This is a genomic window from Candidatus Foliamicus sp. (assembly GCF_965221325.1).
Taxonomy (GTDB): Bacteria; Pseudomonadota; Gammaproteobacteria; order Steroidobacterales; family Foliamicaceae; genus Foliamicus.
Map to the genome: position 1 here is coordinate 1,686,394 of NZ_OZ244880.1, position 13,077 is coordinate 1,699,470.

Here is a 13,077-nt window from a genome sequence, read left to right on the forward strand (position 1 = left end):
GAGAGCGAGCCGCCGAGCAGGTTTCTATCCGTCGCCCTCTCGCAGCACGAAGTAGATACGTTCTATGAACTCGCGCCGCTCCTGATCGAGGGCAGCTCTTTCGGCCTCACTGAACTCGTAGGCCTCCACAGCCGCAGCACTGATGTCATCACCGCCGAGCGCTTCAACCGCGGCCAGCCGTTCCTTAACCGCCCACAACTCCTGCGCCAGTCCCATGGTGATGGACACCAGCTCGTCCACGCCCTGGATGTCGAAGAATCGATGCGTCTTGCCGCGCGTTAGGTCGCGCAGCTTGGGCTTGGAAGGATCCCTGGACAAACCCGCAGCCCTATTTCCAGGCGCCGAAACAGTACCAGCTTATCGACGGCGCCAGCCGCCCGGTGTTCTCGTCCACCGTGAAGCCCTTGCCGGCCACATAGTCCTGAAAATCGCTCTCGCCGTTGCGCACCAGACTCGGAATGGTGAATTCCACGCATGCCGCGGGGTCGAATCCCGCATCCACGCAGAGCTCCTTGGGGCGCATGTCGCGAAACGCCTTGTAATAGGGCTCCTGGTTGTAATAGCTGTCCCAGTCCAGGAAAAAGCTGTCGTACGGCTCGGTATGGCAATTGGGCGGCAGTTCCATATGCACCATCAATCCGCCGGGGCGCAGCAAGCGGTGCGCTTCGCGGAACACGGCGCGCACCGTCTTGGGCGGGAGCTCGTGCAGAAACATGGAAGACCAGACCACGTCGAAGCTCTCCTCGCCGCCGAAATCGAAATCGCAGTCCGTAGCGTCCATCTGCTTGAAGTGGACCTTCACGCCCAGCGTCTCCGCCCGCGCATGCGCATAGCGCAGCAGCGGCGCCGCCACATCCACGGCGTAGGTCTCCGCCTCGGGATACGTTCTCGCCCAAGGCACCGTGTTGGAGCCGATGGAGCAGCCCATGTCCAGGATGCGGCGCGGGCGAAAGTCAGGAAATTTGACGGAAATGAACTTCGCTATGGTGGTGCCGATGTCGTCGCGCCCGTTGCCGAACAAGCCCATGCTATGCACCGCCGTGCCGTTGTCGTAGAGCGCGCCCGCAGCCGCATCATCGGCGCCGTACTCGGTGTGATAACAGCCGGGCATCAGGTGTACATCGTGATCGGCCACATAAGGCGGCGTTTGCAGTTGCGGCCTGAGCTCCAGCGTACCGCCGCTCTGATTGCCGCCGGCGGGCGCCGCGCCCACGCGCCGGTTCACTTCGCCCAAGTTGCGTTCAATGGTGGGTATGACCGAACGCCACACCAGCTTCTGGCAATTCACGCGCATGGATGAATAGAAACGGTAGGTCGGTTCGGCGCGCATGGCCTTGTGGACCTGTACGCCGTCCTGCGGAGGAGCGCCCGTCTCGCGGGCAATAGCCGGCTCCACCTTGCGGTCGTAAGCCGAGCGCATTTCCTGGGCCAGGTCGCCCAGGATGTGGCGGCGCATCTCGCAAACGAAGCGCTGACGCGACAGCTCGTCGCGGGTTGGTTCGATACGCAGGCCGTGGCGCACATAGTCGGTCATAAGGCAGCTACCTCCATGGTGAAAAATCATACTACGGGCCGGGCGCGGCGGCGCAGCCTGCGATCCTCACCCGCGCCGCGCCTGCTGCAAAGGAGCATAGAATGGGTAAGGCAAGCCAGTTGCGAGGAGGAATCAACCGCGTGGGCGAAGAAATCGTTGCACCGCATGGTTCACCGTTGCGCGCAGCCGTGATCGGATGCCGCGATCTGGACCGCTCCAGAGCGTTCTACCGGGATCGAATCGGACTTTCGGTGCTGGCCGACGAAATGTGGAGCGGCCCGGATATGTGCCGCTTCTGGAACTTGAGCACCGGCGCGACGGCGCGCGCCGTGCTGCTCGGCCAGGGCGATGAAACCGTCGGCCAGGTTCTGCTGCTGAAATTTCAGATGCCCGAGGGCAGCCCAGACCCGGTGGAAGTGCGCGACCGCAGCGTGGTTCGCGCCTACGGGGCCTTCAACCTCAACTTCTACACAGCCGACATTCACGCGGTCTTCGAGGGGCTCAAGAGAGACGGTTTCGTGGCCTGGTCGGCGCCAGTGCAGCATCACTTCGGCCCCGAGGTGGGAGACCCGATCGAGGGCATCTTCGAGGGGCCCGACAGGGTGCCGATCAACCTCGTGGAACTGGCCACCGAAGACACTGCCACCCGGGTCGGTCAGATGCGGGCCTATGTCGAGCAGCGCGGCTACACCTCGGCGGGCTTCACGCCCATCGTCACCAGTTCGCACGGCGTGGATTCCAGCGAACGTGCCATGGCCTGGTATGGCGAAGTGCTGGGCATGGGCCCGCTCATCGACGAAGAGCTGGGCACGCCCGAATCGAACCGTCTGCTCAACCTGCCCGAGGACGCCAAGACTCGGGTCGTATTCATGCAGGGCGCCCACATGTTCGGCAAGATCGTGCTTGCGCAGCCGCTCAACTACGAATGCGAGTCGCTGATCAAGAGGGCCAAGCCACCCAATATCGGCTACCTCGCCCAAGCCTTCTCGGTGGCGGATCTGGATGAAGCCGCGCGGCGCTGCAAGGCAATGCGCGTGGAGGTGGTAAGCCCTCCCCGGGAGATTGACTGGCCTGGCGCCGGACAAGTGCCCGCCATGCTGGCGCGAACTCCCGGCAGCGGCGCCTTGCAACTACTGTTGGAGGAACGCCCATGAGCGTTTACGGCATGACTTCGGTGACCGTTGGCGTCAGCAGCATGAGCGAATCGCTGCGCCTGTTTCGGGAGGTGATGGGACTGCAGGTCGAGAGCGACACACAGGCGCCACGCGCGCTGCTCGATGCGTGGGGGCTGCCGACAGGTACCGAGGCCCGGCTGGTCGAACTGTCCTGCGAAGGCTACCCTGCCGGACACTTGCGTCTGGCGCAATACTCCCCCCTTCCAGCGGAAGCAGTTCGGCTGGACCACGGCCCGGGGGCAAGCGATTCGTCCACCGACATCGGTCCCAAAGCCATCGATTTTTACGTGCCTGCGCCCATGAGCGAAGCCGTTGCAGCCATCACGGGCGCCGGCTATGCCTTCCGCTCGGAACCGATACGCTACGAGGTCGGCGATGTCGAGAGCGAGGAATGCCTGTTTTCCGGCCCGGACGGCGTGCCTGCGTTGCTGATGATCGGTCATCGGCATCCGCCCGAATCGATGCGTGATTTGCCCGCAGGCGTTCGCTTCTCCGAGATCGCCACCACATCAGTAGTCTGCGCCGACCCGGACGCGGCGCGGCGCCTCTATTGCGACGCGCTGGGAATGGAGGCCGGCACGGATGCTTGGGTGCCGGAAGAACACCTGGACCTGGCGCGACGGCTAACGGGCGTGGCAGACGCTTCAGGCATGCACTTTCTGCTGGTGGCGGCGGCGGGGGAACCGAGCGGCAAACTGCTGTTCGTGCATTTCCAGAACGTCCCGGCCAAGCGCCTTGCGGGGCGCATGAGACCAGGCAAGCTGGGAGTAAACCTGTTCAGCTATGCAGCAAGCGACCTGGACGCAACCTTGGCCAAAGCCTGCGCGGCGGGCGGCACACTACTCCGCGGCCCAACTCCGGTGGGCGACAAGCGCGTAGCGCTGCTGCTCGGCCCCAACGAGGAACTTCTCGAACTGACCGGCTGAGTTCGCGCGCCAGCGGGGCGCAAGATCAGAAGCGCTTGCGCACCCGCAGCAGGAGGTGTGGCGTTTGCTGGGTTTCGCGCCATTCCACGGCGGATAGCACACCGCTGGCGCGGTCGGGCTCGTAGATGTACCTCACCCGTGTTCGGCGCGGGCTTCTCGCGCTCTCTACGGCGATGCGAACGGTAAGCTCGTTGGGCAGCTTGCGATCCCACCAGACGCTCATCGGCAACGGCCGTTCCCATTCCCGGCGCACTTCGGAAATCCGGTATTCGCGGTCTTCGTAGCCGAGAAAACCGTCAATCCCCAATACCGAATTCCACTTCGGCAATTCCCATGTCAGCCCGAAAAAGCCGACCAGCGAGTGCCGGCCCGTCATGCTCCGGTCGGCGCCGGTGAAGGGATCCGCGATTTCGGAATCGAACTGTACGGCTCGCATGCGGAAATTCGCCCCGGACCAACCGATGCACTCCAAGGGCATATTGACATCCAATGCCCACCGATGGCGGATCGCCTTGCCCGCGTTGCCCTGCGCATCGAAACCCACTCCGACCGGAACGTAGTCGAGCGAGTTCTTGCGCCGGTACTGCGTGTAGGTCAGGATCATCGACGCTTCGTCCCAAAACCGGCGTTCCAACTGCAACTCGTATTCCGTGGACTCTTCCGGTTCCAGGTCGGCGTTACCGGCAGAGAAAATACCGGAGTCCAGCGAGGGCGAGGCCGCGAACGTGAAAAAATCGAGTTGTCCCACCACTTTTTCCACGCGCAGCCGAATGTCGGTAGCATCGTCCAGCGTCCAGGCCGCGGCAATGCGCGGCTTGACGAAGTCGAAGCGCTTGACGAGATTAGCGTCGCCGCTTTGCGTGAGGGTGGAGTTTTCGAACGCCAGGCTGCCTTCGAAGTACAGCTTGGAGCTGACGCGGACCGTGGTCTTGGCAAACGCCTCGTAGCGGTTCTCCTCCACTGCGATATTGTCGTTGGGCAGCTCCAACCTGGCGCCCCCAACTTCAAGCTCCGTAGAGCTGTCCAGTTCATTGAAAGCGGCTTCGGCGCCGAATTCCAGGTCCAGGAGCGCCAGCGGGTCCCAGCCGAAAATGGCGCGCGCGATCGTCTCCGAGCCAGCGAAGTCGCTAACCGCTTGCGTCTTGCGCTCCTCCACCTCAAGCGACGAATCGCGGCTCTGCGACCCGCTGCGCCGGAGTAGCTTGACATTGAGCCGTCTGGTCGCGGCAAACGTGAAAGTCACGTCGGAGCCGATCTCGAATACCTTGCTGCGACGTAATATATCCACGACTTCTGTACGCGGCGCGCCCGCCGGGGTAGCGTAGTCGCCAAACTGATCAAGGATCAGGTTTACGCTCTTGGCAGTGAGATTCACGCCCAAGTCGATGCCCTCCGTGGCATAGCTACCACCGGCCGTGGCCTGCAGTGTCTTTTCCCAATCCTCGCGGTCGAACCGCCCACTGCGCAGCGTTTCCGAGTCCGCCGTGCGGAGCGTGTAGGGCCCCTCGCCCACCCCGAACTCGACCTGCTCCGACTTGTAGAGCAGTCCGCCGTCCAGGTTGACCGGTCCCACAGGCCGCGCATACTCCAGACGGGCGGCAGCGCCGATGTCGCGGTCGTTGTCCGTGTATTTCCGCACCCCGGCCTCACCCACCAGCGTCGCCTCGCCGCCTCTTGCGCGCACCACATTGAGCACAACCTGACGGCCCATCGTGTCGAAATCGGCCGCCGCGGCGCGAATCAGCTCCACGCGCTCGATAACCGCAAACGGAATTGCCTCCAGCACCTCGGAGAGCGTGTTTGCCTTGATCGTGGGCCAGCGCCCATCAACCAGCACATTGCCGGCGGCGCTTTCCAGGCCGCGCAGCCGCTGGTTGCCGCGGTCAAAGGCAAATCCGGGCGTGCGGTTGACGACATCCAGCGCGCTGACAGGCTCGCCGGGCGCATAGAAAGCTGCGGGAAATACAGTCACGCCCGCTTCTTCGGCCGGCATGTCGGGGGCTTGCGCCGGACATGCCGGTGCGTAAGCCAACTGCGTGGCCAGTACAGCAACTATGGGGGCCCAGAAACGCATCGCATGTTTTACCGGTAGCGGCTCAGGGTAACAAACAATGCGTCGGACAGGGAGCAGGGGCGAGAATATCCGGCTGCGCCAGCCTGATAAGATGCGTGTTCGACCATACGTGAACGCGGCGTTGGGGGTGCAGCGAAAATGTTGAGTTGGAAATCTTTCGGCCGGGAACGCCGGAGAGTTTTGCTGGGGCTGCTCGGCGCGCCTGCCGTTCTTGCCTGGCCCTTGGCGCGGGCCGACGCCGCAGGCCACGCCTCGGCGCGCGGGCGGATTCGGCGGCGTTACGTGGACGGACGGTTCGGGCAACTGCACGTGCATATTGCCAAGGCGCTTGACGACTCGGCCGGAAACACGCCGCTGATGTGTTTCCACCCCACCGCCTTGTCGGGGAACTTCTTTCAGGACTTCATGCTGGAAATGAGCAGGGACCGGCGGGTGATGGCGATGGACACGCCTGGCTATGGCCGCTCGGACCCGCCTCCCGAGCCCCAACCCATGGGGGAACTAGCCGGCGCCGCGGCCGATGCGCTGGATGCGCTGGGATACGGAGCCGGTGGTGAAGGCCCGGTGGATGTGATCGGCTATCACACCGGCACCTTCATCGCCGCGGAACTGGCCGTGGTTCGCCCGGACCTCGTGCGCCGGCTGGTGTTGCCTGGCATTCCCTACCGCGCAGGCAAGGAACGCGAGGAAATGTACGCAGAATACGCGCGTCCCAAGGCGCTGACTGAAGACGGCTCGAGCGCCATGGAAATCTGGCGCTTTTGGGTAAACGACCGGCACCCCGAAGTTTCACTGCAGCGCGGCGCCTCGCACTTCGTCGATCACCTGCAATCGGGGCCCTATTCCTGGTGGGCGTATCACAGCGTGTTCAGCTATCCGGCCGAAAAGCGCCTGCCTTTGGTGCGGCAACCGGTGCTGGTGCCCAACACGCACGGCAATCTGCAGGAAAATTCCCGGCAGGCGGCACAACTTATGTCGGATGTGCGCGTGGTGGAACTGCCGAGCTTAACGCACGGTGTTTTCGATGTGGGCGTGAACGAGCTGGCCGCCGTGTCGCGCCAATTCCTGGATTCGTAAGGCATGAAATTCGAGAGAGTCGCGGCGCTCGGCGCCGAGGTATCGGGAGTCGAACTCTCCCCCAAGCTGCCGCAGGCCGTGATCGACGAGATCGAGCAGGGGCTGCTGGAACACCGGGTGCTGTTCTTTCGCGACCAGGACCTGAACGGCGAAGAGTTGGTGGAGTTTTCGCGCCGATTCGGCGAGAGCTTTATTCAGCCGGCGTTGGCGCACAAGTACCAGGAATTGCTGTTCCTCGAAAACGACAAGAAGAAACCGCCCACGCTCAACACCTTTCACCAGGATATGACCGGCCTCAAGCAGCCGCCGGCGCTGCACATGCTTCACGCGCTGGTGGTGCCGGACGGCGGCGGCGACACCATGTGGGCCTGCAACTACAGGGCCTACGAAACGCTCTCGGAAAGCATGCAAAAGATACTCTCCGAACTCAGTTGCACGCACAGCATATTGCGCTACTACGACCCCATAGTCAGAAATTGGGAGAACAGCGAGGAAATGCTGCGAGAGTTCAAGGTCATCTTCCCGCCAGTGTCTCATCCGCTGGTCAGAACGCATCCGCAAACCGGACGCAAATCCCTCTTTGTGAACCGCTTCTTCACCGATCATGTCAACGGCTTCACCCCCAAGGAAAGCGCGAGTCTGCTGGAATTCCTCTACCAGCACATCGAAACGCCTGAATTCTGCGTGCGGCTGCGCTGGCGGGTGGGCACGCTCGCCATCTGGGACAACCGTTGCACCTCGCACTACGCGGTGGCCGACTACTTCCCACAGCACCGCAAGATGCAGCGCGCTTCGGTGGCCGGCGACGACGTTTTCTAGCCGACATTCGTCACCGATTGTGTTGACGGGGTCAATTTGCCATTAGTGAAAGGGTTTGCACGGGCTTGAGCGACTCAAACAGCAAGGGACGTGTCCCGCTGGTGTCCACCATTCCCGGGACACTGCAGTCGGCATGCGGTTTTACGCTGCGAGCGCGGCAGCGGGGTCAAGCCGGGACGCACGGTAAGCCGGCACGACACCTGCTGCCAGACCCGATACCAGAGCAGCGCTAGCCGCTGCCCAAGTGAACCATGGTTGCCAGGCCGTAGGCGCACCCACAACAAGCTCAATCGCGTAACCCGCAAGAAAGCCCAAAGGCACACCGACCGCGGTGCCGGCCAACGATATTGCCCCGGCCTCGGTGATGAATTGCCATAGGATGTCTGCCTTACGCCCGCCCACTGCCATGCGGATAGCAATCTCACGTCTCCGCTGCCGTACTGCGCCGAGCATCAACATCGTTGTGACCATCCCGCCGGCGAGCAGCGCGCCAACAGCAATGCCGGCCAGCACCCGAATGCGCAGCTTGACCCCAGCGCGATAGGGACCAAGGATATTCTGAATGGCTCCGATCACAAAGTCCTCATGTCCGAGGCGCTGGATGAGCAGGTCACGAATACTCGCTTTCGTTTCCTCCAGTCGCTCCAAGTCTTTTACATAGGCAGAGATGCCCGGGCTCGTCTCGTTGCTGGGAATAAAATCCCTGGCAGTCGCGAACGGCACAGACAATGTCGGTGGAAATGATCGCTCGCGGTAGTTTTCGCCCTCCATGATCGGATGCCAATCAAGCACACCCTTGACCTGCAGCGGGACCCCGGCCACCTCAACCCACTCCCCCAAAGGATCCTGGCCGGGAAGAAACAGGAAGTCCCGCAAGCGCGGTCCAAGTACCGCCACTTGCCGCCGCTCCGTGGAGTCCAGCTTTGTAATGTAGCCCCCGCTTGCCAGTGGCCACTGCATCCACATGAACTCCTCCGGCTGCTCGATTGCCATCACTTGCACGTTACCGACAATCTTCTCGCCGCGCCTAACAACTCTCTCGCCGAGAGACTGACTCAGCACAGCACGATGCACGTTGGGGAGCTGCTCGATTGCTTGGGCTTCCTGCTCGTCAAATTGGGCCATTCCAGGCGTTGGAACTTGCCCCATGGATATCCGGTCGGCCCCCAAGTTGCCCATCACCTGCAGACTAGCGCGGTGGGCCCCGTCCGCGAGACCCAGTAGCGCGATTGTGGACGAGACCCCCAACATGCTGACAGCCAACAGCAAGCCAGTACGCAAGCGAGCTGCGAACAACGAGCCGAATCCTTCGCGCAAAGCGCCAGCAGCAAGAGAAGAGAGGCGCGCGCGAGGCGCACGCCCGACCGCTAACCGCGCGCTTTGTCCGGCTGCGTTCGACACCCTCCCTGAATCGCGCTCAATGACCCCGTCACGCAACTCAATCTGCCGCCCAGCGGCGGCAGCAACCGCCTTGTCATGCGAAGCAACAACTACCGCGTAGCCGTGAGACGCCAGTTGCCGCAGCAATGACAGAATCTCCTCGCCCTGCTTGCTGTCCAGCGCGCCGGTCGGCTCATCCGCAAGAATCGCCTGACGGCCGTTCATCACGGCGCGGGCGACTGCCACCCTTTGCCGCTCTCCACCCGACAGCTCGGCCGGAAAATGCGTCATCCGCCTCTCCAGACCGAACAAGCGCAAGAAATCTTGCGCTTGTGCAGATCGTTCCTCCCGACCGATGCCTGCATAGACCGCAGGCAACTCGACGTTCCGCTGCGCCGTCATCAAGTCCAGCAGACCGTAGTCCTGAAAAACGAAGCCAAACGTCTCCCGTCTCAGCAACGCAAGCGCGGCATCATCCAACACACGGGTTTCTCGCCCCGCGATCCGGCAAGCTCCCTCGGTGGGCCGGTCCAAACAGCCCAGGATATTAAGCAAAGTGGACTTGCCTGACCCGGACGGGCCTGTGATGCACACGAACTCGCCCGCGTGTATGGAAATGGAAACGCCTTCCAAGACGGGCAAAGCGCCTGCATCCGTTTCGAATACCCGCCCTACTCCCTGAAGCGCAATCAGCGGAATTGAAGACTGGTCGGAGCTCATCGCAAGAACGGGGCGTTACTGCGTCAAATGGTAGCACTCTCGTTCGCCTATAATGAATACTCGGCACTTGAAAACTTGGGGGTTCCTAATCATGAAAACAAAATCCAGTAAGCGTACGTATAAGGTTTGTGCTGGTGTTCTCGTGTTGCTTGCTTTCGCGCTTGCGCCCAGTTTGAATGCTCATTACAACGGATTGCAATACATCGGCTGGGCCAACACAAATTGCCGTGGCGCTTATGTAGTGACTGCCAGCGACCTGCAGCACTTTGGTCCAAGCATTCTGTCCTATATCGATTCGCATAATCCCCAACACGGCTGCCAATTGATGAACCCCTAGTTGCGGATTCCGTTTAAGCCCAGCGCGGCCCTTGTGAAGCTTCGTTTGCGGGGGCCAAGATTGTCTGTGTTCGGTGAGTTTAGGCAGGTTGCTAGTTGGCGCGATGTTGGTTGTGGGCATGTGACGCAATCCGGTATTCGCACTGGGGTGGTGCGTTTTCTATCTGGGATTGCTTTAGTGTTGGCAGGTCTCGGGCCAGCAGCTTCGGCCAAAGTGAACAGCGGCTGCGATGCGGCCCCAAACGAATGTGTGTCTGTGTGCAGCCGGATTGCGCGTTGCAGCGAGGGTAGCGCGCAGTGCCTTGAAGAAATTGCAGGACTGGTTGAGTGCCTGAGTGCAAAGGGCAGCGTCCCCGTGAGGGCCGAAGGGCGACGCACAGGCCCTGATTTGGTTCTGGACATTTCACGTGGCTCAGAACCGTTGGAGATGCGGTTGAGCGCCTCGGTACCTGAAAAAGGGCGCGGCAAGGCAAGTGAACTGGATGACAAGGATTATTCCTTTCAGGTCGGCAAATGTGTCCGCACAGAATTTGCGGTCGAGGAAGTTGAAGCCGAGGGGGCTGAAGCCAAAGAAATTGAGACCGCAGATACAAAGATTGCCCAACACTCGAAATGGGCGGTTGCCGTCCTAGAGGCGCCAGGCCAGGCAGCGTTTCGGTACCACGGCTTCCCCAATGCAACATGCTCCGGCTATCTCGCTGTAATCAGCGCTCATAATCCAACGCTTTTCTCTGCCACGATCAAGAGCTACGTAGAGGTCGAACGGCGCCGCATAACGTCAGCTGCCCCTGAGCAGTAAAGTTGAAGGAGCCGGTGGTCTTTCGGCCTTCGATATGATGTTCTTTACTGGGTTGCTTTCTAGAACTTCCTGGAATCCGGTGATAGCTCAAGTTAACCGCCTCGCCCAAGCTGCGCGGGATTTGTGTGTTCAACAACCACGCCGCTGATTGAACTGCGCGGCATAAGTCGCGTCTATAGTCGCGCTGTCAAACCCGGTCGGGGTGCGGCTCAAGTGCGCGCATTGTCTGGCGTCTCGTTGCGGATCGAACCTGGCGAGTTCATAGCAATCATGGGGCCGTCCGGCTCCGGCAAGTCAACACTCATGAATATCCTCGGTTGCCTGGACCGGCCGACTGAGGGCGAGTACTACTTTCGCGGGCACAACACCGGTCGCCTGAACGCTGACGGCCTTGCCTTGGTGCGCCAACGGGCATTCGGGTTCATTTTTCAGTCGTACAACCTCATCGATTCGGCAACGGCTCGCGAAAACGTTGAATTGCCCGCCGCCTATGCCCGCTTGAATCGCGGGCAGAGCATTGAGCGGGCGCGAAACCTGCTAAGGCGCTTCGGACTCGGAAAACGCCTCGGACATCGCCCCAGGACGCTCTCTGGGGGTGAGCAGCAGCGCGTGGCAATCGCCCGGGCGCTGATGAATGGCGGTAGTGTGATCCTTGCAGACGAGCCAACTGGAGCGCTTGATTCCGAAAATACCGAGCAAGTTCTCCGTGCTTTGACTGACTTGGCTAGGGACGGCCACACTGTCGTCCTGATTACCCACGACCCGGAGGTGGCGGCTTGGGCCGAGCGGCGTATCGATCTGCTGGACGGGCGCCTTGTCGCAGATGTGAAAACGGACAAGGCATCGCGAGGCAAGTCCAGGGGGCATGCGCAGAACCCGGGCGAACTTGAAAGATCGGACAGAGCGCGAGCAGCGATGGCTGACAGTATCGAACGGCTGCGCGCCGGTCTGGTTTCTCTACGCGCGAACTTGCTGCGCGGGGGCGGCATGCGGACAGCTTTGACGGCTCTTGGTATCGCTGTTGGTGTGTGGTCAGTGGTCGCGTTGCTGAGCGTCGTACAAGGGGGTTATCAACAGACCATGAAAACTCTGTCGCAAGCCGGCGCCAATGCAATCACCATCTTGCCGGAGCGAAGAATGTCGAACCGCGACCCCCAGCCTGCCGAGCTCGTCATAGAGGATGTACGGGCTATACAGGAGAACGCAGCGAACGTACGCGCGGCCCTGCCGAATGTAAGCCGGCGCTACGTATTGCGGCATGGCGCCCACCACCAATCTGCGCTTGTGCTTGCAACCGAACCGCGAATCCTGGCAGTCAGGAGATGGACATTGAGCCAAGGGGTTTTTCTGACACAGGCCGACGCCGCAGAACTGAGGCAGACTGCAGTGATCGGCGCCGACACCGGCGATGTGCTTTTCCCGAACGCAAATCCGGTTGGGAAATATATTCTGATTGGCGAAACGCCATTTCTGGTCAAGGGCGTACTGTCACGCGAGGGAGGTCAGCGCAACTTTGCTTCCAAACTGGCGCTTATTCCCTTGTCCACCGGCCAAGCGCTCCTGTTTGGCGGCGAATCCCTCGATTCGATAGACGTTTTCGTTGAAGACCCGCGGCTCATGGACGAAACCGTCCGTGGCATCGAAGAACTTTTCTCCAAGCGGCATCGTTTGGGTGGCTTCGAGTTATCCACAAATTTCGAGATGCGGGTCGGCTTCTCGGAAACGGAGCGGTTATTTTCGACGCTTGTCGGCTCGGTCGGCGCGATCGCGTTGTTTGTCGGCGGCATGGGGGTTATGTCGATCATGCTGTTGTCGGTGAGCGAACGCGCCCGAGAAATAGGAATACGAATGGCGGTTGGCGCGCGCCGGCGCGATGTGCTGCGCCAGTTTCTTGGGGAGGCCGTGGCCATTACGGTCGCCGGCGGCGCCTTAGGAACTTTGCTGGGATTCGCGAGCGGCCCCGCACTGTCCACCTTTGGGATACCGGTGTCGCTGTCAGCATGGTTTGTTTTCGCTGCTCTTGGTTGCGCGACCATAACGGGCCTCGTTGCCGGACTTGTGCCTGCATACCGGGCGGCCGGACTTGATCCCGTAGCAGCGTTAACCCGTTGACAGCAGGGATAACTCGTTGCCCGTCTCCGCATCGACGTGCAGTCATATCACTTCTTTATCGCCTCGAGCCCCACCTAATTCCGCTGGTATCCGCGGCAATAGAGTGACATTCACCCCGGTCCGTC

The 13,077-nt window shown here is 61.4% G+C and carries 11 protein-coding genes; 7 read left to right on the forward strand and 4 right to left on the reverse strand.

All coding sequences use genetic code 11. From position 1 onward, the window contains the following. Window positions 1-24 precede the first annotated feature (24 nt). Both ACWCOO_RS07375 and ACWCOO_RS07380 read right to left on the reverse strand, forming a co-directional pair. Complete coding sequence (locus ACWCOO_RS07375; RefSeq protein WP_446830355.1) at window positions 25-318, reverse strand: hypothetical protein; 294 nt, start codon at window positions 316-318, stop codon at window positions 25-27. A 10-nt stretch (window positions 319-328) separates the two neighbouring features. Next, a complete protein-coding gene (locus ACWCOO_RS07380; protein WP_446830356.1) occupies window positions 329-1,534 on the reverse strand; it encodes a class I SAM-dependent methyltransferase in 1,206 nt (401 codons plus the stop codon). A gap of 101 nt (window positions 1,535-1,635) precedes the next feature. Between ACWCOO_RS07380 and ACWCOO_RS07385 the strand changes: the two genes are divergently transcribed. Beyond that, window positions 1,636-2,688 (forward strand): VOC family protein, encoded by a 1,053-nt coding sequence (locus tag ACWCOO_RS07385; RefSeq protein WP_446830357.1) that lies wholly within the window; start codon window positions 1,636-1,638, stop codon window positions 2,686-2,688. Then, the gene (locus tag ACWCOO_RS07390; protein WP_446830358.1) at window positions 2,685-3,635 is read left to right on the forward strand and encodes a VOC family protein; all 951 of its coding nucleotides are present in this window, start codon (window positions 2,685-2,687) and stop codon (window positions 3,633-3,635) included. The genes ACWCOO_RS07385 and ACWCOO_RS07390 overlap by 4 nt, the downstream gene beginning before the upstream one ends. 25 nt (window positions 3,636-3,660) lie before the next feature. Here ACWCOO_RS07390 and ACWCOO_RS07395 read toward each other — a convergent pair whose 3' ends face one another. Further along, on the reverse strand, window positions 3,661-5,709 hold the full coding sequence (locus tag ACWCOO_RS07395) for a TonB-dependent receptor plug domain-containing protein (protein ID WP_446830359.1): 2,049 nt from the start codon (window positions 5,707-5,709) through the stop codon (window positions 3,661-3,663). Between the two features lie 138 nt (window positions 5,710-5,847). On the opposite strand from ACWCOO_RS07395, the gene ACWCOO_RS07400 reads away from it, so the two are divergent. Next, window positions 5,848-6,786, forward strand: coding sequence for an alpha/beta fold hydrolase (locus tag ACWCOO_RS07400; RefSeq protein ID WP_446830360.1), 939 nt, complete (start codon window positions 5,848-5,850; stop codon window positions 6,784-6,786). 3 nt (window positions 6,787-6,789) lie between these two features. After that, on the forward strand, window positions 6,790-7,605 hold the full coding sequence (locus tag ACWCOO_RS07405) for a TauD/TfdA dioxygenase family protein (protein WP_446830361.1): 816 nt from the start codon (window positions 6,790-6,792) through the stop codon (window positions 7,603-7,605). A 141-nt stretch (window positions 7,606-7,746) separates the two neighbouring features. Here ACWCOO_RS07405 and ACWCOO_RS07410 read toward each other — a convergent pair whose 3' ends face one another. Beyond that, window positions 7,747-9,705 carry an ATP-binding cassette domain-containing protein gene (locus tag ACWCOO_RS07410; RefSeq protein WP_446830362.1) on the reverse strand — a complete coding sequence of 653 codons (1,959 nt, stop codon included), beginning with the start codon at window positions 9,703-9,705 and terminating at the stop codon, window positions 7,747-7,749. Between the two features lie 91 nt (window positions 9,706-9,796). On the opposite strand from ACWCOO_RS07410, the gene ACWCOO_RS07415 reads away from it, so the two are divergent. The 3 genes from ACWCOO_RS07415 to ACWCOO_RS07425 all read left to right on the forward strand — a co-directional run bounded on the left by ACWCOO_RS07415 (window position 9,797) and on the right by ACWCOO_RS07425 (window position 12,952). Next, entirely contained in the window at window positions 9,797-10,042 is a 246-nt protein-coding gene (locus ACWCOO_RS07415) for a hypothetical protein (protein WP_446830363.1), read from the forward strand. Window positions 10,043-10,462: 420 nt separating this feature from the next. Continuing rightward, window positions 10,463-10,840 (forward strand): hypothetical protein, encoded by a 378-nt coding sequence (locus ACWCOO_RS07420; protein ID WP_446830364.1) that lies wholly within the window; start codon window positions 10,463-10,465, stop codon window positions 10,838-10,840. 270 nt (window positions 10,841-11,110) lie between these two features. Then, window positions 11,111-12,952: an ABC transporter permease gene (locus tag ACWCOO_RS07425; RefSeq protein ID WP_446832015.1), complete on the forward strand. Its 1,842-nt coding sequence runs from the start codon at window positions 11,111-11,113 to the stop codon at window positions 12,950-12,952. Window positions 12,953-13,077 lie beyond the last annotated feature (125 nt).

Coding starts and splice junctions, on each gene's coding strand:
- ACWCOO_RS07380 (WP_446830356.1), bottom strand. CDS start 1,534: ATGACCGACTATGTGCGCCACGGCCTGCGTATCGAACCAACCCGCGAC.
- ACWCOO_RS07385 (WP_446830357.1), top strand. CDS start 1,636: ATGGGTAAGGCAAGCCAGTTGCGAGGAGGAATCAACCGCGTGGGCGAA.
- ACWCOO_RS07415 (WP_446830363.1), top strand. CDS start 9,797: ATGAAAACAAAATCCAGTAAGCGTACGTATAAGGTTTGTGCTGGTGTT.
- ACWCOO_RS07425 (WP_446832015.1), top strand. CDS start 11,111: ATGGGGCCGTCCGGCTCCGGCAAGTCAACACTCATGAATATCCTCGGT.
- ACWCOO_RS07390 (WP_446830358.1), top strand. CDS start 2,685: ATGAGCGTTTACGGCATGACTTCGGTGACCGTTGGCGTCAGCAGCATG.
- ACWCOO_RS07400 (WP_446830360.1), top strand. CDS start 5,848: ATGTTGAGTTGGAAATCTTTCGGCCGGGAACGCCGGAGAGTTTTGCTG.
- ACWCOO_RS07395 (WP_446830359.1), bottom strand. CDS start 5,709: ATGCGTTTCTGGGCCCCCATAGTTGCTGTACTGGCCACGCAGTTGGCT.
- ACWCOO_RS07410 (WP_446830362.1), bottom strand. CDS start 9,705: ATGAGCTCCGACCAGTCTTCAATTCCGCTGATTGCGCTTCAGGGAGTA.
- ACWCOO_RS07405 (WP_446830361.1), top strand. CDS start 6,790: ATGAAATTCGAGAGAGTCGCGGCGCTCGGCGCCGAGGTATCGGGAGTC.